The 25,598-nt window shown below is 45.4% G+C and carries 19 protein-coding genes; 18 read left to right on the plus strand and 1 reads right to left on the minus strand.

The features are described 5' to 3' along the window. Positions 1–127 precede the first annotated feature (127 nt). The 10 genes from holB (at position 128) to R3D00_01400 (ending at position 14,821) form a co-directional block, all read left to right on the plus strand. Positions 128–1,249 carry a DNA polymerase III subunit delta' gene (gene holB / locus R3D00_01355; protein ID MEZ4771796.1) on the plus strand — a complete coding sequence of 374 codons (1,122 nt, stop codon included), beginning with the start codon at positions 128–130 and terminating at the stop codon, positions 1,247–1,249. Between the two features lie 76 nt (positions 1,250–1,325). After that, positions 1,326–2,351, plus strand: coding sequence for a hypothetical protein (locus R3D00_01360; GenBank protein MEZ4771797.1), 1,026 nt, complete (start codon positions 1,326–1,328; stop codon positions 2,349–2,351). Between the two features lie 110 nt (positions 2,352–2,461). Further along, positions 2,462–3,766 (plus strand): regulatory iron-sulfur-containing complex subunit RicT, encoded by a 1,305-nt coding sequence (gene ricT, locus R3D00_01365; protein MEZ4771798.1) that lies wholly within the window; start codon positions 2,462–2,464, stop codon positions 3,764–3,766. Further along, positions 3,729–4,211, plus strand: a complete 483-nt coding sequence (locus tag R3D00_01370) for a gliding motility lipoprotein GldH (protein ID MEZ4771799.1) — start codon at positions 3,729–3,731, stop codon at positions 4,209–4,211. Before ricT ends, R3D00_01370 begins: the two co-directional genes overlap by 38 nt. Before the next feature lie 64 nt (positions 4,212–4,275). Further along, positions 4,276–5,277, plus strand: coding sequence for a FecR domain-containing protein (locus R3D00_01375; GenBank protein ID MEZ4771800.1), 1,002 nt, complete (start codon positions 4,276–4,278; stop codon positions 5,275–5,277). A 19-nt stretch (positions 5,278–5,296) separates the two neighbouring features. After that, positions 5,297–8,602, plus strand: a complete 3,306-nt coding sequence (locus tag R3D00_01380) for a TonB-dependent receptor (GenBank protein MEZ4771801.1) — start codon at positions 5,297–5,299, stop codon at positions 8,600–8,602. Between the two features lie 3 nt (positions 8,603–8,605). Next, a complete protein-coding gene (locus R3D00_01385) occupies positions 8,606–10,087 on the plus strand; it encodes a RagB/SusD family nutrient uptake outer membrane protein (protein ID MEZ4771802.1) in 1,482 nt (493 codons plus the stop codon). A 35-nt stretch (positions 10,088–10,122) separates the two neighbouring features. After that, positions 10,123–11,397 carry a LamG-like jellyroll fold domain-containing protein gene (locus R3D00_01390; GenBank protein MEZ4771803.1) on the plus strand — a complete coding sequence of 425 codons (1,275 nt, stop codon included), beginning with the start codon at positions 10,123–10,125 and terminating at the stop codon, positions 11,395–11,397. Between the two features lie 91 nt (positions 11,398–11,488). Further along, on the plus strand, positions 11,489–13,477 hold the full coding sequence (locus R3D00_01395; GenBank protein MEZ4771804.1) for a glucoamylase family protein: 1,989 nt from the start codon (positions 11,489–11,491) through the stop codon (positions 13,475–13,477). A gap of 12 nt (positions 13,478–13,489) precedes the next feature. Further along, on the plus strand, positions 13,490–14,821 hold the full coding sequence (locus R3D00_01400; protein ID MEZ4771805.1) for a glucoamylase family protein: 1,332 nt from the start codon (positions 13,490–13,492) through the stop codon (positions 14,819–14,821). Positions 14,822–14,833: 12 nt separating this feature from the next. On the opposite strand, the gene rpsU is transcribed toward R3D00_01400, so the two are convergent. After that, complete coding sequence (rpsU, locus tag R3D00_01405; GenBank protein ID MEZ4771806.1) at positions 14,834–15,028, minus strand: 30S ribosomal protein S21; 195 nt, start codon at positions 15,026–15,028, stop codon at positions 14,834–14,836. 199 nt (positions 15,029–15,227) lie between these two features. On the opposite strand from rpsU, the gene R3D00_01410 reads away from it, so the two are divergent. The 8 genes from R3D00_01410 to R3D00_01445 all read left to right on the plus strand — a co-directional run bounded on the left by R3D00_01410 (position 15,228) and on the right by R3D00_01445 (position 25,595). Further along, complete coding sequence (locus tag R3D00_01410) at positions 15,228–16,187, plus strand: aldo/keto reductase (GenBank protein MEZ4771807.1); 960 nt, start codon at positions 15,228–15,230, stop codon at positions 16,185–16,187. Between the two features lie 41 nt (positions 16,188–16,228). Next, positions 16,229–17,551 (plus strand): L-fucose:H+ symporter permease, encoded by a 1,323-nt coding sequence (fucP, locus tag R3D00_01415; GenBank protein MEZ4771808.1) that lies wholly within the window; start codon positions 16,229–16,231, stop codon positions 17,549–17,551. After that, a complete protein-coding gene (locus tag R3D00_01420) occupies positions 17,548–18,393 on the plus strand; it encodes a S1-like domain-containing RNA-binding protein (protein MEZ4771809.1) in 846 nt (281 codons plus the stop codon). The genes fucP and R3D00_01420 overlap by 4 nt, the downstream gene beginning before the upstream one ends. 283 nt (positions 18,394–18,676) lie before the next feature. Then, positions 18,677–19,654, plus strand: coding sequence for a hypothetical protein (locus R3D00_01425; GenBank protein ID MEZ4771810.1), 978 nt, complete (start codon positions 18,677–18,679; stop codon positions 19,652–19,654). Between the two features lie 57 nt (positions 19,655–19,711). Then, positions 19,712–20,191: a hypothetical protein gene (locus R3D00_01430; protein ID MEZ4771811.1), complete on the plus strand. Its 480-nt coding sequence runs from the start codon at positions 19,712–19,714 to the stop codon at positions 20,189–20,191. A gap of 680 nt (positions 20,192–20,871) precedes the next feature. Further along, positions 20,872–22,584 (plus strand): TonB-dependent receptor, encoded by a 1,713-nt coding sequence (locus tag R3D00_01435; protein ID MEZ4771812.1) that lies wholly within the window; start codon positions 20,872–20,874, stop codon positions 22,582–22,584. Position 22,585: 1 nt separating this feature from the next. Continuing rightward, positions 22,586–23,500 carry a DUF4249 family protein gene (locus R3D00_01440; protein MEZ4771813.1) on the plus strand — a complete coding sequence of 305 codons (915 nt, stop codon included), beginning with the start codon at positions 22,586–22,588 and terminating at the stop codon, positions 23,498–23,500. 52 nt (positions 23,501–23,552) lie between these two features. Then, entirely contained in the window at positions 23,553–25,595 is a 2,043-nt protein-coding gene (locus tag R3D00_01445) for an FAD-dependent oxidoreductase (GenBank protein ID MEZ4771814.1), read from the plus strand. The last annotated feature ends 3 nt before the right edge of the window (positions 25,596–25,598 follow it).

A 25,598-nucleotide genomic window follows, 5' to 3' on the forward strand; every position in this document is an offset into this window, starting at 1 on the left:
TCTATAACGATAAAATTTCCCTTATCGTTTTCATGATCACAGAATGACGACTAAACTTAAGCAAAATCATTCATTAAACTTTCATAAATACAAAGAAACATGACCAAACTTTCTTATTTTTCGGGCAATGAAATTTAGTGAAGTCATAGGGCAGGAAGCGGCGAAGACCAAAGTCCTGGAAGCCATTGCCAACAACCGGCTGGCGCATGCGTTGATGCTCACCGGACCTTCTGGTGTAGGGAAACTCGCCATGGCGACGGCTATTGCCCAATATGTAAATTGTCTTCAGCCTTCAGATGGCGACAGCTGCGGGCAGTGTACCAATTGTGTTAAGATCAAAAAGGGTATTCACCCCGATGTACGGTATATTCTTCCGATTATATCAAAGACAGAGGGTGGGCGAACCTGGCTGACCGAAGACTATTTTGCGCCTTTCCGTGAGACATTTTTTGAAGATCCTTATATGAGTTTTTCCCAATGGCAGCGGATGCTCGACGGGGAAAATAAGCAGTTGTTTATCAGCGTTCACGAAATCCGCGAACTCAAACGCAAGATATATCTCAAGGCATTTGAAGCTCCATACAAAGTCGTAATTGTCTGGAATACCGAAGTCCTCCATCAGTCTGCTGCCAACGCATTTTTGAAGTTGCTGGAAGAACCGCCGGACAAAACGCTGCTGATCCTGACAAGCAGTGATCCGGGCCGGTTGCTGATCACGATCAATTCCCGCTGCCAGCGTATTGCGTTGAGCCGTATCGCGCGGGAAGACATACAGCAATACCTGACAGGTAAAAAGGGCATGGAGCCAACGGCTGCTGCCGAACTTGCAGGCATTGCGGAGGGAAGTATAGGAAATGCGCTGGAGTTTATGTCTGATTCCAGTCAGACTTTGAGCGATACGTATGTGGAATGGCTGCGCGCTGCATATTCGGGCAACTACGAAAAAATATCCGGCCAACTGGAAAAAATTTATAAGGAGAGTAAAGAATTTCAGAAATTATTTCTGGAGGTATCAGTCAGGAAAATGCGCGATTCACTGCTATTTCACCTGGGAAAAGAGGAAATCGCACCGGTAACGGAAAGTGAAAAGGAGTTTCACCAAAAGTTTGGACAGGTTGTATCTCCTGAAAAAGTGGAAAAAATTACGGAAGAGATCGAAAAGAGCCGCAGGCAGATCAGTGGGAATGCAAATCCTCAGCTGGTGTTTACCGCACTATCGCTGCGGATGCATCAGATATTGAGAAGTTAGATTCCCGGGCTTTTTGTGCTGGGCAAGTTCGAAGTATCCCATAAATTGGAAATTCTTACAAACACCCCAAATTACCATGAAACAACCGATTGTACCCTGGATTATTGTCGGGATCATGTGCATGTATGTATATGGTCTTGCCTATCATGCCGAACACCGGACGCCCCCTGATCCATCGTATGACTTTTATGATACCACTACGGTACGGGTAGTGATTGATGGGTCGAATATCGTTCATGATATTTATGGGCGGTTCAACAATATTCTCGAAGGGGAAAGACTCCTTGTAAAAGCCCGCGATGCCGGTCCCAACCAATATAAACTCACTTTTAAGGTCAATAGCCCCAGGCCGGCAGTGCTGTTTATCGACGACGAAGACCTTGAAATTTTTCTGGTGCCGGGCGATACCAGTCTTGTGGTACATGCTACCGTTGATCCAAGTGCCTATCTTATCGATTCTCTCAATTTTGATGGCACAACTTCCGGCATTTGCTCCTATTATAAAAACAAAACCAACCGGTTTCAGAAAGTTCATCTTCGGTCTACGCGGAGTATTGTGGATTCGGAAGACTTTACGCAGTTCAGCCTGAAACTCGATTCGATGGCAGCCAGAGAGCTGAGTTTTTTGGCGGAGCAGCAGATTTACGACTCGTTGCCCGACTGGTTTGTAGATTTTGAACGAACCGAAATCCTTTACCAAAAAGCCTATCTGAAACTTAGCCGGGCCTATAACCGGGATATACCTGCAAATATGCTCGATAAGGTAAAAATAGATAATGAAGCCGCAGTGTTTTCTTATTACTATTATCTGTATCTCAACAGCTATTTTTCGGCGCTGGATCCTTCACTGTCAGCCAGTAATGTCGATTCATTATCTCCGCAAGAGTTATTGGTGACCGAATCCCGCATTCGCATGGCAGATTCCCTGCTTACCAACGGACCACACGATGTCTTTATCACCCGATCGCTGTTCACCCATCTCAAAAACAACGAAATAGATTTTGTCAGATCGCTGTTTCAAAAGTATAAGGATAAATTCTTCAGCAAAAAGTATTACCGCTTTATCGATATGCAATTGAAGGAGCGGCGCGACCCCATTTGAGTCCTCAAAGGGAATTAATTGCACGATTAGTAAAAAAATCCTTACATTTAAGCATTGTTCCTCCGCTTGTGAAGCGGAGGTTTTGAATAAATGTAATAACCAGTAAAGATATGGGTTGTGGAACATGTGGTAGTGGCGGTTGTTCTACATCTGGTTGCGGACAAAAAGGAGGCTGTGCGACAGGTGGTTGTAATAAACTCAACACCTACGACTGGCTGAACAATATGCTTTCTCCCGAGAAATCGGAGGCAGATAATATATACGAGGTTCGCTTCAAAAACACCCGAAAGGGGTTTTACCGGAATGTAAACGCGCTGCGTTTGTATATTGGAGATACCGTAGTGGTAGAAAGTGAAAGGGGATACGATGTGGGGGTTTTGTCTTTAGGTGGAATCATGGCCGAATTGCAAATGCGCCGAAAAGGTGGTTCCAAAGTGTTTAAAGAAATTCCCCGTATTTACCGAAAAGCCAATGAAGGCGATGTCGAGCAGCTGAAGATGGTCCGCGAACGCGAGCAGCCCACGCTGGTACGCACGAGGGAAATTATTCTGGAGCAAAAACTCGACATGAAACTCAGCGATGTCGAATATCAGGGGGACAACGCCAAGGCGATTTTTTATTATATCGCCGATCACCGCGTGGATTTCCGCGAGCTGATCAAGGTCCTCGCCAGGGAATTTCGTATTCGGGTGGAAATGAAACAAATCGGCCTGCGACACGAAGCTGGCCTTGTCGGCGGAATCGGATCATGTGGCCGGGAACTTTGCTGCTCCACCTGGCTCACAGATTTTAAAACTGTAAGCACTTCTGCTGCCCGTTATCAGAATCTTTCGCTCAACCCCATGAAAATATCCGGCCTCTGTGGGCGCCTGAAATGCTGCCTCAATTTTGAGCTGGATGCATACATGGATGCTCTCGAAGGGTTTCCAAATGTGGAAATGATCGATACGCAAAAGGGACGTGCCTTCCTTCAGAAAACCGATATATTCAAAGGAAAAATGTGGTTTAGTTATCCAAACGAAACCACGTGGTATCCGATGACGGTAACTGAAGTAAAGGAAATCGTTGCGATGAATGCCAAAGGTAAAAAACCAGAGGCGCTGGCTACTATTTCGCAGGCGATTGAAACCGGTCCCGAGTTTGACTTTGTGGATGTTGTAGGTACGGAATTGCCACCTAAAGAACAGCAGGGAAGAAAACAAAACTCCCGCAACAAAAGGCGAAACAACAACAACAATAGCAACAATAGCAATAATACCGGCAATACCAACAATACCAACAATACCAGTAACACTAACGCCAACCCCAATAACAACAGCCGCAAAAATAACCGCAATAACCAGAATCGGAACTTCAGGAGAAAACCTAAAAACCCGGATGCCAATTCGAACTCACAAAAACCACCCGCAGAATAACCATGCGACAATAGCGGGTTTCTGCCTGTTGTTCCTGTCGGTTATTGTTTCCTGCAATCAGACGCCTTTTCTGGCGAAAAAATCATTTGACCAAAATTGCTGGGCGATCGGGGATACGATTCATTTTGAAATGGAACATGCCGGAGCAGAAACTACTGCTGAACTGGGGGTAGAAGTGAAATTTATCCCCGAATATTCCTACCGGAATCTCTATCTCCGGCTTCTGTGCGAAACGCCCGATGGTCAGTCCCTGACTTTTATGTTAAATGACACGCTGATGGATGCCGAAGGAAACTGGCTGGGTGAATTTAATCGATGGACATTTAGCCAGGATTTTAAAGTTCCGCTTTCTGCGCCAGGATCCTACCGGTTTTCGCTGATACAGTTTATGCGGGAAGAAAGCCTCTGCGATATAAAACAGGCGGGTATTTTCCTCCGGGAATAATTTTTTTTTACCTCACATAGGGGATATGCAGGGGTAGAGGTACTTACCTGTAAACCCCAAGCGCATGAATCAGGAATCGTTGGAAGATCTGCTGGATCGCTATATAAAAGGTGTCTGTACAGAAGAAGAAAAAAAACTGGTTGAGGCGTTTTACGAATCCTTCGAAAAAAAGGAAAGTAAAAATATAATCTTTCCCTCCGGGGAAATGGAAATGCTCAAATACGAGATGTTGAGCAAAATCAGGGAAGAACTTTCTCAGTACGATTTGGCGGAGAGACAGGCACTTAAAAAAAGCCCAAAGCGTCCTTTGTATCTGTTTGCAAAAATTGCCGCAGCGGCAGCATTCCTGCTGGGGAGCTATGGACTATTCCGAAATGCCCCACTTCCTTTTACCCCAAAAGCTGACAATATGATTGTGTCGGAGTCGCAGGACTTCTCGACCATACGCGGAGAGCGCAGCAAAGTCAGTCTTTCCGACGGGTCAGTCATCTGGTTAAACGCGGAAACGACTGTCAATATTTGTATCAATCCTTCGAATGAAATTCGCGAAGTAGAACTTTCAGGCGAAGCATTTTTTGAAGTCGCCAAAGACTCTTCCCGCCCGTTTGTGGTCTATACAGGAAATGTCAAAACCGAAGTATTGGGTACTTCCTTTAATATTACGGCCTATGACAGCGCAAAACCAACCGTAACCGTTTCCTCCGGAAAGGTAAGAGTAGCCGGAAAAACTTCCAGCCAGTTTGTAACCCTCATTCCCAATGAGCAAGTTCTCATTGATACAGAATGGAAAAAGCGGGAAGTCGTATCTGAACAGTTTTCCGCCTGGAAAAATGGTTTGCTGACTTTTGAAGATATGAGCCTGGCTGAGATAAAACCTATTCTTGAAAAATGGTATGATATCGAAATTGAGTTTCATGTTGCGGAACTCCAAAATTGTCGTATCACCGGCAAATACCAGAACGAGCCGCTAAAAAATGTGCTGGAAAGTTTTCGCTTTATCAAGGGCCTTGACTATCAGTTTGTCGATGAGCGAAAAATACGCCTCAACGGAGATATCTGTATGTAATTCCAATCTTAATTAACGTATGCTACTACCTGACAAAATTTTACCTGCGTCCGTATTTCGGATTTTTCTGGTTGTATTCCTCCAGTTTTCTTTTTTGGGGATTTTACCTGCCAGGTCGGTGTATGCCCAGAAAAACTGGGACATGGTGTATATCAATATTCACCTGAAAAATGCCCGGCTGGTGGATGTTTTTGATGAGCTGGAACGAAAAACAGGTTATTCATTTGCTTACGATGAAAAGGTGAAAACCCATTCCGAAACCTATACCCTCGACTACGCAAATGAGGATGTAAAAACGGTATTGGAAGGTCTCGCCAATCAGGCAAATCTTAAAATCCGGTTGATCAACAATACGATTTCTGTCGTATTAAAACCGCGAAAACAGCCTGTGCAAAAAATCATTGTTCTGCCTGCCAGTGAAGTGTTTCGCCAACTTACGGGAAAAGTAACCGATGCGGAATCTGGAAATCCGCTGCCCGGAGTTACGGTACTGGTAAAAGACATGAAAGTCGGTGCACTGACCAATGACAATGGCATTTTTTCACTAAATGTACCCGATGATGCAACTGCACTTGTTTTTTCCTATGTCGGCTACAAATCTGTGGAGGTCCCGATCGGCGACCGTACTGAAATCAATCTGGCGATGGAAATCGATGTGCGTACGCTGGAAGAAGTGGTGGTGATTGGTTATGGTACAATCAGAAAACGGGACCTGACGGGCTCGGTCTATTCAGTCAAAGCGGAAGAAATTAATAAAATTCCGGTGTCCAATGTGTTGCAGGGACTTCAGGGAAAAGTGCCGGGCGTGCAGATCAGCAGTGTGTCCGGAGACCCAGGAGAAAATCCGGTAGTGAGGATTCGCGGTATTGCGACTTTCCTCGGCGGAGCGTCCCCTGTATTTGTCGTGGATGGGGTGATTCTGGATGATATCTCATTCCTTAACGGCGGTGATATCGAATCGGTGGAGGTCCTCAAAGATGCTTCGGCAACAGCAATCTATGGCACACGGGGAGCCAATGGCGTTATTATCATTACCACGAAAAGAGGGAAAGTCGGGAAGCCGGTATTTCAAATGGGTGCCAACTACAGCGTGGAAAGTGTTTCCAACCGGCTGGATTTGCTGAATGGAAAAGAATTTGGTGCAGCAGTGAATGAGATTCAGCCTGGTACTTACAACAATCTGGATATTCTGCCCAATACAGACTGGCAGGACCTTATTTTTACCGATTTTACCCCTATTCAGAAATACGAACTTTCGGTTTCGGGTGCAAGTGACCGATCTACCTATTATGTCGGAGGTAGTTATTATAGCCAGAAAGGGGTAATCCAAAAGTCGGACTACGAAAGAATAGCTGTTAAGATGAATAATACCTATTCAGTCAGTAAGTTTCTTACCTTTGGCAACAACCTTACCATTTCCCGGGAAAATAAAAATCGCGCCCCCAATGTCGTAGCCAGTGCCTATCGCGCATGGCCTATTTCTGTTCCATATGACGATCAGGGAAATTTTGCAGAAGTGCAAGGCTCGGGCAATCCACTGGCCAGCCTCGAATATTCCAACAACAACGATAAAAAAGTGCGTGCCGTAGGGAATCTGTATGCCGAACTCAAGTTTCTCAAAGACTTTACCTTCCGCACCAGTTATCAGCTCGATCTGACCGGCATTCAGGCTGTAAGTTTTACCCCTGTGTATTATGTATCTCCAACCCAGGAAAATGCCATCAACGACCTGACCAAAGCTGCCAGAGTTGAGAGAGCCTGGATTTGGGAAAATACCCTCAATTATCATAAAGACTTTGACAAACACAGGATTGACATTCTGGCTGGTTACAGCGCGCAGGATACAAAACGGGAAGGGCTGACCGCTTCGGTTGAAGATCTTCTCCGGGAAACATCCGGCCTGTGGTATATCGATGCAGGCGATGCCACGTCAATTGATGCATTCAACAGTGCAGAAAATTACTCCTATATCTCTTATATCTTCAGAGCCAATTACACCCTGTTGGACCGCTACCTGGTAACTGCTACCTTCCGGAGAGATGGTTCTTCCAAATTTGGCGACAACGCCAGATACGGTGATTTTCCTTCGCTTGCAGTAGGATGGCGATTAAAGGAAGAAGCTTTTTTGAAAGATGTAAAATGGCTAAACAACCTGAAACTTCGGGCAAGCTGGGGGATCAATGGCAACGACAGAATCCCTTATCAGGCGCGTTTTGCGAGAGTCAGTACCGGCGGTCTTGAAGCTGTATTTGGTACTGACGAGCGACTTGTGCCCGGCGCCACACTTTCAGATGCAGGTAATCCTGACCTAAAATGGGAACAGACAGAAACATTTGACGCAGGGCTCGAATTTGGCCTGTTTGACAATCGCCTCACCGGAGAAATCGATTATTACAACAAACAGACCAGTCAGGTGCTTGTTCCGCTTTTGTTGCCTGCGCATTTTGGCAATGGCGCATTTCGGCGGGTAGTGTTTAATGCTGCGGATGTACAAAACAAAGGATTCGAGTTTTATATTAACTGGAAACACGCGATCGGCGATTTTCATTATTCACTCGGTTTTCTCGGATCGACCGTACAGAACAAAGTATTGGAGATCGGCGCAGCGGATGAGTTTCTTCAGGATGGAAGTCTGGGAAATGGTCAACTGGTAACCCGTACAGAAAAGGGCCTTCCTGTAGGTGCATTCTGGGGATATAATGTGATCGGGGTTATACAGAATCAGGAACAATTGCAGACACTTCCGACGATTTCAGGTCAGCGTGTGGGAGATCTTTTGTACGAAGACGTAGATCAGGATGGAAAAATCACGCCTGATGACCGTATCATGCTCGGCTCGTATATTCCTGATCTGTTGTTAGGATTTAATTTTGAAGCAGGATATAAAAATATCCGGCTTTCGGCAGACATACAAGGGCAGTTTGGCAATGAGATTTACAACGGAAAAAAAGCCGTAAGACCAGAGTTGTACAACTTCGAAGCCAGCGTACTGGATCGTTGGACCGGTGAAGGAACCAGCGACACCGAACCCCGGCTTACTGCCGGCGGGTTAAATTATTCCCCTTCCTCCTGGTTTGTGGAAGATGGCTCTTTTGTAAGGCTTCGCAGTCTGTCGCTCGTTTATGATCTTCCCTCAGATCTTTTATCCCGATACCAGATCGGGCAGGCAAGTGTATTTGTACGAGGAACAAACCTTCTGACTCTTTCCCGGTTTTCCGGCTACAGTCCCGAGATCGCCAGCTTTAATGTGCTTTCTTCCGGGATCGATCTGGGCATTTATCCTGTTACAACTGTGTATTCTGTCGGCATAAACCTAACCTTCTGAAAAATGAAAAATTTACTATATATCATCCTGACTTTTGGTGCTGTTCTGCTCTCTGCCTGTTCCGGTAGTTTTCTGGATAAAGGTCTGCTGGGCGAACTGGAAGAAACCAATTTTATGAAAAGCGAATCGGATGCGGTTCTGGCTACCAATGCGATCTACAATACCCTCCGGGACTGGCGGTACCATGAAGGATTTCCGATTTTGGATATCATGTCTGACGATGCGACCAAAGGAAGTAATGCTGCCGATGGAATCCAGATTCAGGCCTTTGAAGAGTTTACCTACAATCCCAATGACGAATCAGTCAGTGGTTGGTATCAGACCTTGTACCTCGCCATCAAACGGGCCAATCTTGTCATTGAGCGGGCACCGGATATTGAGATGGATGAAAGTTTAAAACAACGACTGATTGGCGAAGCAAAATTTCTCCGGGCGCTGACCTATTTCTCTTTTGTAAGAGGATATGGCGGGATTCCGATTGTCACAACCATCACACCTGAAAGAAAACTGGTGCGGAATACGGCAGAAGAAGTTTATGATCTTGTTATTGAAGATTTGCTCTACAGCATCGAAAACCTTCCGGAAAGAAGCGAATACGAAGGAATAGACATGGGCCGGGCGACCAGAGGCGCAGCCAAAGGTTTGCTGGCAAAAGTCTATTTGTTTAAAGGAGATTTTACCAACGCCGAAAAATATGCGCTGGAAGTAATCAACTCCGGTCAATACAGCCTCGACCCAGACTTTGGGCATGTTTTTTCCAAAGGCGGAGAATTTGGCCCCGGCTCGATATTTGAGATCGGCGCTTTGCCCGAAGGATTTGGGCAGGGCGGACAGCAGTTTGGCAATACACAGGGGGTAAGAGGCGGCCCCAACCGGGGTTGGGGGTTTAACCGACCTTCATGGGATCTGATCAATTCTTTTGAACCCAACGACCCGCGCCTGGATGCTACCGTGATTTTTATTGGGGAAGAGCTGGACGGCATACTCATCACCGGTGATGCTTCCACACCCGATACCACCTATACCGATCCCTCTAAAACCAAAATACTGGAGATCGAATGTTACAATCAGAAAGTATGGGTTCCCGGCACAACCCCGCTGGAATCATGGGACTTTAATGTAAGAGTTTTGCGTCTGGCGGATGTGTTGCTTATGGCTGCCGAGGCACTCAACGAAAACGGGAAAGCCGGTGAAGCACTGACTTACCTCAACGAGGTCAGGGCAAGGGCGCGTGGTGGCAACCCCAGTATCCTTCCCGACGTCACCGAAACCGATCAGGGAAAATTACGGAAACTGATATGGAAGGAACGCCGTGCCGAACTTGCTTTGGAACAACACCGTTTTTTTGATCTGGTACGCACGGGCGAAGCGCCGGCTGTACTCGGACCCCTGGGGTTTGTTGCAGGTAAACACGAGATCCTGCCTATTCCCCAAAGTGAGATAGACCTTTCGGAAGGGACACTCACTCAAAATCCAAACTGGTAAATTTTAAACTTTACACTTATTATAATTAAATCACTATGAAAAGACTGAGTTATGTGTTTTTTATGGTTCTTATCAGTGGTCTTGTTCTGATCTCTGGATGTAAGGATAAAGATCTGGAACTTTTGACGATCACAGGTATAAAGGCTGATGGTACTGACCTTCAGTCCGGATCCGATGTTTCTATTGACCTGAATGGCGCAGCAGCAGCAGTGGATGTACCGCTGGATGCAAAAATCATCGTTACGTTCTCCCGTGATGTTGATGCAGCTACGGTTGTAAGTGCCAATTTTCAGCTGGCTAAAGGCACAGATATGGTTACTTCTTCTGTATCTTTAGCAGGTGCGGTGGTTACCATTAGTCCTGATGCTGCCTTTGATCGCGGACAGGTATATACCCTTACCCTGGGCTCAGGCATTATGGCAGCAGACGGTGGCATGTTTAACCAGGCTACCCGTACTTTCAACTCTGCGGGCCGTGCAGAAGTGGTGCCTCCGCAATCTGCAAGCCAGAAAGCTTTCTGGAAATTTGATGGAAGTTCCCTTGATGGGGTAGGTTCTTACAACGGAACTGACGTCGCCGTTGATTATGGCGAAGACCGCTTTGGCAACCAGGGCAGTGCTGCTTATTTTGACGGTGATGCAAGTATCATCGAAATTCCCAATGGAGATCAACTGCTGACCAACAACTGGACGGTAAGTTTCTGGATAAGACTGGATTCTGTAGGCCATGTTGGCGGTCACTTTGTCATGGGGGTAGGTGACCTTTATGGATTTTTTGTTGAAATTCAGAAACCAATGAGTGCGCTGAAGCATACCGGGCGTTACCAAAAATCTGATGCTACCACTACTGTCAATGACTTTTTTATCAACGCTGATGGAAAAAGCGGTGACAATGGTGGCTGGGTAGGTGTTGAGTACGAAAAAGATTTGTCCACTACCGGTGGAATGGGCGCGCTGCTTGACCGCAAATGGGCGCACATGGTTTTTGTATATGATGGCTCGACCAACAAACGCCACTTCTATATCAATGGTGAACTCATCGAAACCGACAACCTGGCGAATGTGCCCGGACTTGATTTGATCACGGGACTTACCTTTGATGACAGCGGTGCCGGAACTGATGTTATTGGAAAAGGGCTTGCTTTCGGGTTTAACCATGACCGCACCACTACCCACTGGAGCAATGAGCCATGGGGGAATTATAACAATGTAGATGCAAACCACTTCAAAGGTGCGCTGGATGATACCCGTATTTTCAGTGCGGCACTCAGTGGTACAGATGTATTGGAACTTTACAATGCTGAGAAGTAATTCCCGTTTGATTTTATCATTATAACTTAACGAACAGGGGATGCCCCCGAAACGCTACCGGTGGTTTCCCCTGTTCTATTTTCTCCTTCACATGAAAAATTTCCGCCTCCCCGTATTTCTGGTTTCTCTACTTATCTTTGTCTGGAGCTGCAAAAAAGATCCGGTTGTACCGCCGGCTGACAAACTTCAGCTTTCTTCACTGAAAGTCGGAACAAAAGACATTTCCTTTACTAATACAGTAAACGATGTGCCACTGGATCAGCCGGTTGTCGCAAGATTTGCGGTTGCACTGGACGTCTCATCCGTAACGGGTAATGTACTTTTATATAAAAATGACTCCGAACTTATTCCGCTTACGTACAATTTTCTCGACAACAATAAAACCATCTCAGCAAAGCCAGCGGCTGATCTTCTGCCCAATACTCCTTACAAAATTGTACTGACAGATCAGATCAAAGGGGAAAATGGCGAAACCTTCGACGGACTTACCGGAAACTTTAACACATTGACGCTTCCGTTAATTCTGCGATCTGCCAGTGTTGATGGACAGTCGCTCCAGCAAAGCGGGAGAATCACAGGCGTGGAGTTTATTTACAATATAGAGGTGGTGTTTTCCGAACCGGTGGACCTTACAGCTTTCAGGGAGAAACTTCGGGTAACCGAAAAGGGTGTGCTGAAAGATTTTTCCCTGACTTATATGCCGGACAGTAATAATGCCTTTATTTTAACACCGGCAAGCCCTGTAGCTTCTTTTTCCGTGAATGAACTGAAAATCAACCCGGGACTTTTATCCCTGTCCGGGAGTTCGTTTACCACTGGACTAACCAAAAAATTTTACGCAAAAGCAGATACCACGCCCAAATTTCCTGTTATCACTGACGAAGCTTTGCTTACGCTTGTGCAGGAACAAACCTTCAAATATTTCTGGGACTTTGCCCATCCGGTTAGCGGCCTTTCCCGGGAGCGAAATACGTCCGGAGATATTGTGACTTCCGGTGGATCGGGCTTTGGCTTGATGTCGATTTTGGTTGGAATCGAAAGAGGTTTTATTACCCGGCAGGAAGGCGTTGACCGGCTGGAGAAGATTGTCAATTTCCTTGCTACCGCAGACCGTTTTCACGGTGCATGGTCTCACTGGCTCAATGGTAACACAGGAAAAGTCGTACCATTTAGCCCGGATGATAATGGCGGCGATCTGGTAGAAACCTCTTATATGGCAATGGGGCTGCTGACTGTAAGACAATATCTAAACGATCAGAATCTGCAGGAAAATGATCTGATCAGTAAAATCAATTTGTTGTGGGAATCCATCGAATGGGACTGGTACACACAAGGTGGGCAAAATGTGCTTTACTGGCACTGGTCTCCCAACTTTGGCTGGGTGAAAAACCACAAAATTACTGGCTACAACGAAGCATTAATTACTTATGTGATGGCCGCGGCTTCTCCCACACATTCGATTTCGCCCGCTGTGTATCAAAATGGCTGGGCGCAAAATGGCGCCATGGCCAATGGGAATACCTATTACAGCAATTATCTGCTTCCGCTGGGACCAGACTATGGCGGCCCATTATTTTTTGAACAATATACCTTTCTGGGTATAAATCCGACCAACCTGACCGATGCCTACGCCAATTATTGGCAGCAGGTAGTCAATCATACCCTGATCAACCGGGAGTACTGTATCCGAAATCCGCAGAAATTTGTGGGTTACAGTGATCAATGCTGGGGGCTTACGGCGAGTGACAACCACCAGGGTTATTCTGCGCATTCTCCCACCAACGATCTCGGGGTGATTACGCCAACTGCGGCTATCAGTTCTATTCCTTTTACACCTACGGAATCTATGGACGCCATCCGCTATTTTTATTATGTGCTGGGGGACAAATTGTGGGGACAATACGGGTTTTATGATGCCTTTAACCTGACAGAATCGTGGACTGCCACTTCCTATCTGGCAATCGATCAGGGACCGGAGATTGTGATGATCGAAAATTACCGGTCCGGCCTCTTGTGGAATCTTTTTATGTCGTGTCCGGAGACTCAAAGCGGCCTTACCAAACTGGGATTTACCTATTAAAATCAGTTAACAATGAATATTCGTCCTAATTATTTCCTTGTACTACTTTCTTTATTCCTCGTGGCCGCCTGCCAGCCCGATACCGCTGAAAACGTGACAAAGCTGACGGATGAAGAACTTCTGGACCTCACGGAAAAACAAACTTTTCAGTATTTCTGGGATGGCGCAGAACCCGTTTCCGGTCTGGCGCGTGAGCGATTTCATGTGGACGGCGTTTACCCCGAAAACGACAAAAATGTAGTTACCTCAGGGGGTGGGGGTTTTGGGGTAATGGCGATCATTGCGGCCATGGATCGCGGATATATTACAAGAGAGGAGGGGGTAGCCCGGTTGGAAAAGATTACGACATTTCTGGAAAAAGCGGACAGGTTTCACGGCGCATGGTCGCACTGGATATTTGGAGAGACGGGGAAGGTAAAACCCTTTAGTCCGAAAGACGACGGCGGCGATATTGTGGAAACATCCTATATGGCGCAGGGATTGCTTTGTGCCCGGCAATATCTGATGAAAGGCAATGCCGAAGAGCAGGCACTTGCGTGGAGGATGGACACTTTATGGAAGGAAATCGACTGGGACTGGTATAGAAACGGGAAGAATATCCTTTACTGGCATTGGTCGCCCAACTTTGCCTGGGAAATGAATTTTGGAATCGAAGGATACAACGAGTGTCTGATCACCTATGTGCTGGCAGCTTCATCGCCTACCCATGGTGTACCTGCGGAAGTGTATCACGAAGGCTGGGCGAGGAATGGAAATTTTGTAGGAGGACCAACAAAATATGGCTATACGCTTGCGCTAAAACACAACGGCTCCCCGGAATATGGCGGTCCGTTATTCTGGTCGCATTATTCGTTTTTGGGACTGGATCCCCGCCACCTCAAAGATCAATATGCAGATTACTGGGAGCATAACCGCAACCATGTGCTGATCGACAGACAGTATTGTATCAATAATCCCAGCGGATATGTCGGTTATGGCGAAAATTGTTGGGGGCTGACTTCCAGCTATTCACCTAATGGATACAGCGGCCATAAACCGGAAGAAGATTTGGGTGTGATTTCTCCGACGGCAGCGCTGTCATCTTTCCCCTACACACCCGAATACAGCATGGACGCCCTGCGTCATTTTTACAATGACCTGGGAGACAAAATATGGGGACCGTACGGCTTTTACGATGCTTTTTCCGAGACACAAAACTGGTACCCGCAAAAATATCTTGCGATAGATCAGGGGCCCATTGTAGTAATGATAGAAAACCATCGGAGCGGTTTGTTGTGGGATCTCTTTATGTCATGTCCTGAAGTGAAAACAGGACTGGATAAACTGGGGTTTACTTACCGCTAAGGTTCGGAATACCTATTGGTTGTATTCCTGGAAGAGTTTTTCTTTGTATTTCGCCTTATCTACTTCGTTTCTGCGGGTAATAGAAGGCTTTTCAAAATGCCGGCGTTCGCGTACTTCCTGCAGAATGCCTGTATTTTTGATTTTCTTTTTATAGCGTTTCAGCGCTCTTTCAATGTTTTCATTGTCTTTAATCTTGATAATTATCATATAATTAAGTTAATGGTTGAAAAATAAGACCAGACCTGAAAAATCCAGGATTTCAGCGCAGGTCATTTTGATATAAGATTATCACACAGGAAATATCGCGCAGTGTGCGCGTAGAGTGGAGGGAATATAACTATGCAGTAATCAATCAGTATCAAAGGTCGCCATTTAAATCGTGAATCCCTAACCTATTTACTCACTTATGTCTTACGGTCGCATTTCGCCTGCTTTTAAAAAGGACATTTACCGGCAGTCATCTCACTTCTCCAACGGTTCCCGACTGGTCTGCGGAACCTCCGGATTGGGCGGTGTATGGGGGGAAATAGATGAATCAGAATCGGTCGATGTCATCCTGTATATGCTCGAAAGTGGCATCAATTCCCTCGACACGGCGCCCTCCTATCATCTTGCCGAAAAAATTCTCGGCAACGCACTCCGCCAATGGGAGGGGGAGGTATTTGTCAGTACAAAAGTCGGGCGCCTGCCAGCGAAGCGAGCGGATGAATGTTATGTGGATTATTCTCCCAAAGCCATGAGAGAAAGTCTGCTCCGCAGCCTCGACCTCTTAGGTCAAACGAAAGCATCCCTGCTATTTCTGCATGAACCACACCTGGTTCCCACTGATAAAATCGAAGAAATCCTCGAAACACTTTCGGGTTTTCGTGACGAGGGCCTTACCGACCTGTTGGGGGTCGGCGGAAATCCCGGCGAAAGGTTTATGCCGCATCTCACCCGGCAAAACTTTGACGTTCTTTCCGGATTCCTCGGGCTCGACGCCTGCAATCTCAGCGCGATGAAAACCTATATTCCCCGGCTAAAAGAAGAAAACATCGCCCTTTACGCTGCCTCCGCCCTGCATATGGGGTTGCTCGGGGAAAGATTTGAAGAATACTGTCAAAACCGACCTGACAACGAGTGGATCACCCATCGCGATGTTGACACCGCCATAGCCGTAAAACGACTGGCTGACCGCGAAGGAATAGCTTTGCCCGAACTTGCCCTTCGCTATCTTTTTTCCATAGAGGAGGCCGATCGGGTAGTGGTGGGGCCGACCAATATGGCGCAGGCAAAATCAATTGTCAACTTTTGGAAAAGGGGCGGGCTGGAAGCATCATTATTTGACGAGATATCTGCTGCGATTTTGAGTCAAAATTCCCGATAATTCTACAGATTTGTAATCTTACATTTCTACTACTACCCAAAATGGAAAACCCGTCCAAAAAAATTCCTGTCATTGCGTCGGCCCTGCTGGTGCCATTTGTCCTGATTACTTCGTGTTTTGCCCTTTGGGGATTTGCCAATGATATCACCAATCCAATGGTGAAGGCGTTTTCGAAGATATTTTTGATGAGCAATTTCCAGGGGTCGCTGGTGCAGTTTGCTTTCTATGGGGGATATTTCGCCATGGCATTTCCTGCGGCGATTTTTATCAAAAAATTTTCCTACAAATCGGGAATCCTGGTAGGATTGGGCTTGTATGCATTGGGCGCTTTTTTGTTTATCCCGGCGAGTATTGCGGGTATGTTTGGGCCATTTCTGATTGCCTATTTTATTCTTACCTGCGGACTTTCCTTCCTTGAAACCAGCGCCAACCCCTACATCCTTTCAATGGGCGATACAAAAACCGCCACCCAAAGACTAAATCTCGCCCAGGCATTTAATCCGCTGGGTTCTCTGCTGGGAATGTGGACAGCGAAGGAGATGATCGTCGCAAAATTGAATCCCGCAGATTATGCCGCAAGGGAAATGATGCCGAAAGAGCAGTTTGATTTGGTGAAAATGGCTGACCTGGCAATTGTGAGAAATCCGTATGTGGTGATAGGCCTGGTGATTCTTGTCATGCTGGTGGTTATCGCTGTGGTAAAAATGCCGCGTGATCAGGAAAGCGGCAAAAACCTCAATATTATGGGGAGTCTGGAGCGGTTGTTTTCACTGAAAAGATACCGGGAAGGCGTGATTGCCCAGATGTTTTATGTAGGAGCGCAGATCATGTGCTGGACGTTTATCATTCAGTACGGCACCGAAATCTTTGTGGGAAAAGGAATGGCCGAGCAGGACGCTGAGGTACTTTCGCAGCAATACAATATTTATGCGATGATCATATTTGCCACCAGCCGGTTTATCTGCACGTTTTTGCTGAAATATATTCGTCCGGGTGTGTTGCTGATGTGGCTGGCTATCGGTGGAATGCTATTGACGCTGAGTGTGATTTTTGTCGGTGGAATGGCAGGTCTTTATAGTCTGGTAGGCGTATCGGCCTGTATGTCGCTGATGTTTCCCACCATTTACGGGATTGCTTTGGAGGGAACGGGAGATGACGCCAAATTTGGTGCAGCGGGGTTGATCATGGCGATTTTGGGTGGTTCTGTCATGCCGCCGTTGCAGGCATTGATTATGGATTCCGGTTCATTTGGCCAAATTTCAGGTGTACGTATATCTTTTGCGCTTCCATTGATATGTTTTTGCGTAATTGCGGTGTACGGATATCGGGTGTTTACCCATCATATGAGAGAAAATATAGTATGATAAAAATTGGAGAATATCAGACATTGAAGCTGGAAAAGCGCACAGAATCAGGTGTATATCTGAGAGAGGAAGACAGCGGTGAGCGGGTATTACTTCCCAAAAAATATATAACAGAAGACCAGGAAACAGCAGGGGAAGCCAGAGTATTTGTTTATAAAGACTCGGAAGATCGCATCGTTGCTACGACCGAAACGCCGTTGCTTACGGTAGGGCAGTTTGGTTATTTGAAAGTGCTTCAGGTCAATGATACAGGCGCCTTTATGGATTGGGGTTTGGTGGAAAAAAATCTCCTCGTTCCGTTTAGCAATCAGACGCAAAAAATGGTGGAGGGCAGGTCATATCTGGTATATCTGTACGAAGACCTGACGACCCACCGGCTGGTGGGTACGGCCAGGTTTGGCGCATACCTGAGTGATAACGCAGGCGGTTACCTCGCCGACGGCGAGGCGGTGGATCTCATCATCTGGGAAAGGAGCGACCTCGGTGTCAAAGCCATCGTAAATCAAAAGTACAGTGGATTGATTTATGAGAATGAAATTTTTCAACCGCTACATACCGGCGACAAACTCAAAGGATATGTCAAACTCGTTCGCGGTGACGGGAAAATAGATATTAGTCTCAATCCCCAGGGTTATGCCTCCGTCGAACCCAATGCCCAGCGAATTTTACAAAAACTCTCCGATTCCGGCGGATTTTTCCCCGTTACCGACAAAAGCGATCCGGAGGAAATCAAAAAACATTTTGCGATGAGCAAAAAACTCTTCAAAAAAGCCATCGGCGCACTGTACAAACAGCGGCTGATTGATATTCGGGAAGATGGGATATGGCGGATAAGTGATTAGGTTTTATTGATTTGTGATGTTTTGCCCAAAAAGAGATAGAATTGTGTTCTTTAAAATTTGAAAAATAAAATATTCTTTATATAATGCTTCTTTATATGAGGAATATTCAAATTTCTAGTTATTTAAAAATTGAATGTATGTTGAATTTTAAGAACTCAATTCTACTTTTGATGGTTAGTACTCTGACTTTTACTTGCCATGAAGCCCCCCCCCCCCGCTAACCCCAGTTTCTTCTGAGTCACCAATTTCTATTGATTTAGAAGTGCAAAGATTGGCTCAGGCTATGGCTATAATTCTCCAAGATGAGCGAGTACGTGAAGCCATTAGACAAGAAGCTATGAAAAGAAAAGATAAAGGCTATATCATTCTCGCTTCCCAATTTGGTCAAGTAACTATTTCGGCTTCCGAAACTCTTTCCGAAAAATTAATTCATGCATATTCGGAATTGTTCTCCAAAGATGTTGAATCTGTAGAGATAAGACTAACAAGCCTCATAGAAACAGTTCCTCAACTACAGGTTTCTATTCCACTTTTTTGCGAAAGTTGGGATATCAAAACCTTTGTCCCTGCCATAGCTTGTGAAAATTATTCTCGTAATTACCCACAAAACAGAATGGTGGCGTACGACTCCGAAGGAGGAAAGCATTTTATTTCTTTTTCGGAAGAGCCATTAAATCCAACACTGGTACTTGGCTATAGTGAACTTTTCGATAGCGAAGGTAATGAGCGGATTCAAAACACCCTTATTTTAAATCAGGATATAGATTTTCCGTCGAGTTCACGAGTAGATGGACAAGCATTTGGATTAAGAATCATTTACAGTTCGGCAACTTGGGCTCAGCTAGATGAAAGCGGTTGGTTCAACAATACCGCAGAGTTTGCCTTTCATATTCATGCACCTAAACTATGGGCCGAGCCTATAGCTACAGTGTTCACAACGATGACTAAGTCTCAGGTCAAAAACAACGAATGGAAATGTGTACTTACAGACTATTTTAACTGGAGTTACGGTACATATGGGGATGTCCTTATCGTTCAGGTATATGAAACTGATGGAGGAGGCAAACAAACCTACTCTATTGAATATCAAGATCCCAATACAAATACAACCTATACCTCCGGGGGGGAATATGAAGATAATGATGACGATATGGGAAGATTACCAATCATGAATACGGATATTGACTGGCAGGTTTATAATACGGGTAAAATCGTATGGTATCTTACTGGTACCCACAGTGGCGGTTATACATGCAATTAATTTTACAATATATATTTACATTTAGGGTATATTATAATTTTCACAAAAACAACCTTTATGCGACACATTCAAGCCATTACATTCATGATTATTAGCCTGGTTATGTTTGCCTGTACAGGCGAAAACCAGCGATTTATAAACAAAATCCACAAACAACTGGAGGGTAACTGGCAGATTACTGAAATACAAATCATGTTGTCGGATAACCGCGACAGTGTAATAACTAATGATTTGGGAACCCTCCGGTTTCCTCATTGTGAAGACTATCAGGCTGCCGATTGCATAATTGAGCGTGTTTTCCCCGATGGGAAAAAAATAGAAGGCATCTATTTTGCCTTTAGTGACGAGCCGGAAGGTAATGGCCGAAGCCTCAATTTATCCCTTTTTACGGGCATAGATAACTCCGCAGAACAGTGGGTGGGGCCATTTACCATTGTTACATTGGATAAGGATATTCTGCATATTTCCACACAAGGCCCTACCGCATTGGCAAACAATGGAATGGAGATGGAGATTTATGCAAGCCGTACAGAATGAAAGGCGGGGAAAAAACGTATGCAAATTTTCTTTTAGGGAAGCGAACCTTATGTTTTTTTACGCTTTTAATAGCCTTTTTAACTCTTTCCGGACAAATTTCCATTTCCGGTTATGTGTATAATTCCGAAAATGAGGAAACGCTGGCAGGTGTTCAGGTTTATATCATGGGAACCCAGGAGGGAACTACGACTACGGATTCGGGTTACTTTGACATTGCAGTTGATAATGTCGCTTTCGTTTATGTTATAGCGAAAGCGGCAGGTTTTACATCTGATACGGTAAAAGTAATTTTGCCCCAGGCCCAAACGCTTTCACTCCGACTCAGACCGGGAATAAGACAACTGAATCCCGTCATCATAACTGCAAAAAGCGGATGGGTAGAGCAGACAATCGGACGCTTAAATATACCCATCGAACATTTAAGCCGAGTACCTGCCCTAGGAGGAGAACCTGATGTGATGAGGGCAATACAACTATTGCCGGGGATTCAGGGAGGCAATGAAGCGAGCAGCGGTTTACATGTACGTGGGGGGAGTCCCGATCAGACACTTATCTTGCTGGATGGTGTTCCGGTGTATAATCCCAGTCACATAATGGGGGTTTTGTCAATTTTTGACACGGAGGCCGTTGAGGAAATAAATCTTTATAAAGGCGGATTTCCGGCAAGATATGGAGGTAGATTGTCTTCGGTATTGGACGTTTCGCTTAGGGAGGGGAATACTCAGAATATAAAAGGAAGCGCCACAATTGGGCTACTTGCTTCAAGGATTTTTCTGGAGGGGCCTATAATCAAGGAACGCACCTCCTTTTTGATTTCCCTACGCCGGAGTTTCTGGGATTTTTTTGCGAACCCGATTCAACGGATAAGTCAGAATCCGGAAGTGCTTAGCTATAACTTTTTTGATGTTACCCTTAAAATAAACCATCAATTAAACCCGACAAATGTGATTTCTGCCAGTTTTTATACAGGAAAGGATCGCTTTAGTACTCAGGTTGATGAGTCTGTAACGATTGACAATCAAAATTTCCGTCTGGAAGAAAAATATACTTTAGGTTGGGGTAATCGAATAGCGATGCTGAGATGGACTTCCGGTAAAGCGAATCCGTGGCTCAGCAAATTAACGCTATATAATACAATTTATCGGTTCGATATTAGTGATCAGTTACGCCAAAATAGCAACGGAACGATCCGGAAATTTTTTCTGAGCTTTCAATCGGACATTCAGAATTGGACAATAGCAGAAGATCTTCAATTTTCCATAACCCACAATCATACTCTGCGATTAGGCGCGAATGCCGGAATGTATCTTTTTACACCGGGAGCATTTATCCTTGAACAGGATAATGACTCCACTGCGACAGAAGATAGGAATGCTTCCGGATTCCGCATTCAAACCTATGAATGGAATACCTATCTGGAAGATGAATTGGGGTTAGGAAAAAAAATTCAGATAAATGCTGGTTTAAGATTAAATGGTTTTATAAGCGGGGATAAGCAAGTAATCATCCCACAACCCCGAGTATCAGTAAATTTTGACATTAACGCAAAAACTAGTCTGAGGGGTTCTTTTTCCCGAATGGGGCAATTTATCCATGTTCTCAGCAATTCTACAGTAAGTATGCCGCTTGACCTGTGGGTACCTTCTACTCCTAATATCGGCCCTCAGTCGGGTTGGGAGTTGTCGGCAGGTATTTTTCGGAATGAGAGCAAATATTGGGAACTCACCCTTGAAGCTTATTACAAACAATTGAAAGGGATGGTTGAATATCAGGAAGGAGCAAATATGTTTATGGACGGAGTGAGTACTCAATTAGCAAATACTCCCCTATGGGAACAAAAGGTGGTAACAGGTAAAGGGTGGTCTTATGGTATAGAGGGTCTTTTGCGCAAAAAAGAAGGCAGATTTGACGGATGGTTAAGTTATAGTCTTGCCTGGCATCGGCGACAGTTTACTTTGTTAAACAACGGTGAACCATTTCCTTACAAATATGATCGCCGTCATGATTTCGATCTGGTCTTTCATTATTTATGGAAACCTAATATATCTTTTGATTTAACGTGGAGCTATCAGAGTGGGCAGACCGGGAATTTACCCGTTGGCGGTTACGCAGCGCATCCCTGGATAGACGGTTTTGCATTTGATGATTTTATCGTTTTCTATGGCTCAAGAAATAGCTATAGATTTAAACCATATCATCGTTTGGATGTCGGCATTACCCTAAAAAAATCTCGCTGGGGAGGAACTCAAAGTTGGAAGCTGGGTGTTTATAATCTATACAATCGGGCAAATCCATTTGCAGTTAGTGTGTATGGCCGTCCCGGTACAGCATCTGTGATCGAAAGCAGTTTGTTTCCCATTCTTCCTATCGTAAGTTATCAGTGGGCATTTTGATATGAATAATTATTATTGGATATTAATCTGCATTATTATTGGGGCAACAATTATAGGTTGCGAAAGAACCGTACCCATTACACCTCCGCCTTACGAGTCTGTATTAGTCGTTAATGGCTTCATTGAAGCGGATAAACCCTGGGATGTTTTCGTTAGTCAGAGTCAGAGTTACTACCAATCTCCGGACAATCTTTCGTTGCAAGGTATAAAAATGCAGATAATATCTACCTCCGATACCATTTATCCTATGCCTTTGGGAAATTCAAGCCTTTTTACATCCGATACCATTCTTCCTCAAGTAGGAGAAATGTATTTGATAAACGCTTTCCTGACAGGCTTTCCGATCGTATCTGCCAAGCTAAAAATTCCCTGTCCCGGGAAAATAGAATACGCTGAAATCGCGGATTCGGTAACGGTAAATAGTAATGGGCAGTTTATGGATCAGCTCAGTGTATACATATTGGATCCCCAACCCGATATCGCTAATTATTTTTTTCTATACTTTTTCGCTTTAGATACTTTGTCTGGAATAAAAACGCCTATGGAATGGCAAACAGACAATCCTATGGTTGAATTCAGCAGCAGGTTGGCATTTCCAGACAGAAACAACCAGTTGACAATTTATCAGGATTTGCGTTTTTTTTCAGATAAACTGCTAAATGATAGCATTTTCAAGCTTGATTTTTTTCTACCTGGTTCCCGGTTAGATTTTATTAAAAATTATCACCAACAGTGGGTCATACGATTGGGTACAACTGACTCCGCTTTTTACAAATACTATCAAACCTTTGAACAACAGAAGAATACATTCTCTGATCCTTTTTCAGAACCAACACCCGTATATACGAATATAGAAGGTGGGCTGGGTATTTGGGCCGGATTTGCTACGGATAGTTTTACCAGCATTTTTGAGTAATTCAAAAAATCCTGAATTCCGCAATCCGTACAAAATTTATATCTTGCCCTCTATGAAACACCTGCTCCCCTTTCTGCTGATATTTTCCCTTTTCCTTATGGCATGTGAGGAAGAAGGACCCGCTCCCGGCTCTTATGATATTTGTATTTATGGCGGAACTTCTGCCGGGGTAATAGCCGCGTATTCTGCCTCCAAACTGGGAAAAAAAGTGCTGCTGATCGAGCCGGGCACAAGGCTCGGCGGACTAAGTTCGGGCGGATTGGGGCAAACAGACATCGGCAACAAATACGCCGTTACGGGCATTTCCCGCGAATTTTACCGCAAAGTGGGACAACATTATGGCGAGTTTGAGCAATGGACATTTGAGCCACATGTGGCCGAAAAAATCTTCAAAGAATACATAGCAAAGAGTGGGGTAGAGGTATTATATCACCACCGCATTATCGGTGCAGAAAAATTTTCGACAGAGATTCGCTCCATCACTTTGGAAAATACAGATTCTACCGCTGTGGCTTCTGCTCCCTATACAGTAAAGGCAAAAGTGTTTATTGACTGTAGTTATGAAGGAGACCTGCTGGCGAATGCCGCAGTGAGTTATACTGTGGGGCGGGAAGAAAATGCCAAATACAGCGAAAGTTACAACGGTGTGCAAGTGCGCGAATATCACCAGTTTCCCGATGGAATAGATCCCTACAAAGTGCCGGGAGATTCAGCCAGCGGACTTTTGTGGGGAATCAGTCCCGATACCCTGGCAAAAAAAGGCAGCGGCGATACGCTCGTTCAGGCATACAATTTCCGCATTTGCCTCACCAGCGATCCTGCCAACCGCATCCCGATAGGAAAACCGCTGGGCTACGACCCTGAGAAATACGAACTGTTGCTCCGTGTCATGGAAACCCAGCCATGGAAAACCCTCAACGACGGATTTATATGGTCGCTCATGCCCAACAACAAAACCGATATCAACAACCGGGGGCCATTTTCCACTGATATGATCGGCTGGAGCCATGAATATCCGGAGGCAGACTATGAGCGCAGGGAAGAAATTGTAAAAGAACACCTGGCCTATACCAAAGGGCTGCTTTATTTTCTGGGTAATGACCCGAGGGTGGCGGATACCATTCGCAGCCAGATGAAACAATGGGGATATCCCAAAGATGAGTACGAAGGATATGGCAATTTTACGCCGCAGTTATACATTCGCGAGGCGCGCCGTCTGATCGGAGAATATGTCATGACCGAAGCCAATTGCACCGGAAAAAAGACGGCTACAGATGCGATCGGCATGGCGGCTTATACGATGGATTCGCACAACTGTCAGCGCATTGTGATCTGGAAAGAAGGTAAAGCCATGGTGAAAAATGAAGGTGATGTAGAAATCGGCGGTTTTCCTCCCTATCCCATATCATACAAATCGCTGACACCGCGCCGCGAAGAATGCACCAATCTGCTGGTTCCGGTATGTCTTTCAGCTTCGCATATTGCTTACGGTTCTATCCGGATGGAACCGGTCTTCATGGTGCTGGCACAATCGTCTGCAATTGCCGCGTCGATTGCCATTGACGAAGATTTATTTGTGCAGGAAGTACCGGTTTCGCGGGTGCAGGAAATCCTGAAGGACAATCCGCTACTGGACGGCAGCACGCCCGAAATCCTGGTGGACAACAGCGACACCAGCCGCGTAAAATACGCCGGTGCGTGGGCTGTGCAGAAAGAACATTGGGACAGCAAATCCAACGGAGCAGATCATCTGTTGTTGGATAAAACGGCAACTGACAGTTCGAGGGTGCGGTTTACGCCAGAGGTCAAAAAGCCGGGCATGTATGCCGTCTGGTATTATTGTCCGGGGCTGTATCGAGAAGAGGCAAATAGTCGAAAACCCTATGATAGCGTAGCAAACCAATTGCCGTTGACCATTCGTCATGCGGGTGGTGAGACAGCATTTACCCTGAACTACAACGAAAACACCCGTAAATGGGCGCGACTTGGGCAATACGATTTTGGTGCAGGAGACAGCGCCTGGGTAGAAGTGGTGGGCGATTCCCTGAGCGGGCAGGCAGGAGCCGACGCGGTGTTGTTTGTGCCGGTGAGGTAGCTG

This window comes from Bacteroidia bacterium, from assembly GCA_041391665.1.
In the GTDB taxonomy this organism is placed as follows: Bacteria; Bacteroidota; Bacteroidia; order J057; family J057; genus JAGQVA01.

Bases quoted from the DNA above. Each gene is read 5' to 3' on its own strand.
- holB (MEZ4771796.1), top strand. From the start codon at position 128: ATGAAATTTAGTGAAGTCATAGGGCAGGAAGCGGCGAAGACCAAAGTC.
- R3D00_01360 (MEZ4771797.1), top strand. From the start codon at position 1,326: ATGAAACAACCGATTGTACCCTGGATTATTGTCGGGATCATGTGCATG.
- ricT (MEZ4771798.1), top strand. From the start codon at position 2,462: ATGGGTTGTGGAACATGTGGTAGTGGCGGTTGTTCTACATCTGGTTGC.
- R3D00_01370 (MEZ4771799.1), top strand. From the start codon at position 3,729: ATGCCAATTCGAACTCACAAAAACCACCCGCAGAATAACCATGCGACA.
- R3D00_01375 (MEZ4771800.1), top strand. From the start codon at position 4,276: ATGAATCAGGAATCGTTGGAAGATCTGCTGGATCGCTATATAAAAGGT.
- R3D00_01380 (MEZ4771801.1), top strand. From the start codon at position 5,297: ATGCTACTACCTGACAAAATTTTACCTGCGTCCGTATTTCGGATTTTT.
- R3D00_01385 (MEZ4771802.1), top strand. From the start codon at position 8,606: ATGAAAAATTTACTATATATCATCCTGACTTTTGGTGCTGTTCTGCTC.
- R3D00_01390 (MEZ4771803.1), top strand. From the start codon at position 10,123: ATGAAAAGACTGAGTTATGTGTTTTTTATGGTTCTTATCAGTGGTCTT.
- R3D00_01395 (MEZ4771804.1), top strand. From the start codon at position 11,489: ATGAAAAATTTCCGCCTCCCCGTATTTCTGGTTTCTCTACTTATCTTT.
- R3D00_01400 (MEZ4771805.1), top strand. From the start codon at position 13,490: ATGAATATTCGTCCTAATTATTTCCTTGTACTACTTTCTTTATTCCTC.
- rpsU (MEZ4771806.1), bottom strand. From the start codon at position 15,028: ATGATAATTATCAAGATTAAAGACAATGAAAACATTGAAAGAGCGCTG.
- R3D00_01410 (MEZ4771807.1), top strand. From the start codon at position 15,228: ATGTCTTACGGTCGCATTTCGCCTGCTTTTAAAAAGGACATTTACCGG.
- fucP (MEZ4771808.1), top strand. From the start codon at position 16,229: ATGGAAAACCCGTCCAAAAAAATTCCTGTCATTGCGTCGGCCCTGCTG.
- R3D00_01420 (MEZ4771809.1), top strand. From the start codon at position 17,548: ATGATAAAAATTGGAGAATATCAGACATTGAAGCTGGAAAAGCGCACA.
- R3D00_01425 (MEZ4771810.1), top strand. From the start codon at position 18,677: ATGGCTATAATTCTCCAAGATGAGCGAGTACGTGAAGCCATTAGACAA.
- R3D00_01430 (MEZ4771811.1), top strand. From the start codon at position 19,712: ATGCGACACATTCAAGCCATTACATTCATGATTATTAGCCTGGTTATG.
- R3D00_01440 (MEZ4771813.1), top strand. From the start codon at position 22,586: ATGAATAATTATTATTGGATATTAATCTGCATTATTATTGGGGCAACA.
- R3D00_01445 (MEZ4771814.1), top strand. From the start codon at position 23,553: ATGAAACACCTGCTCCCCTTTCTGCTGATATTTTCCCTTTTCCTTATG.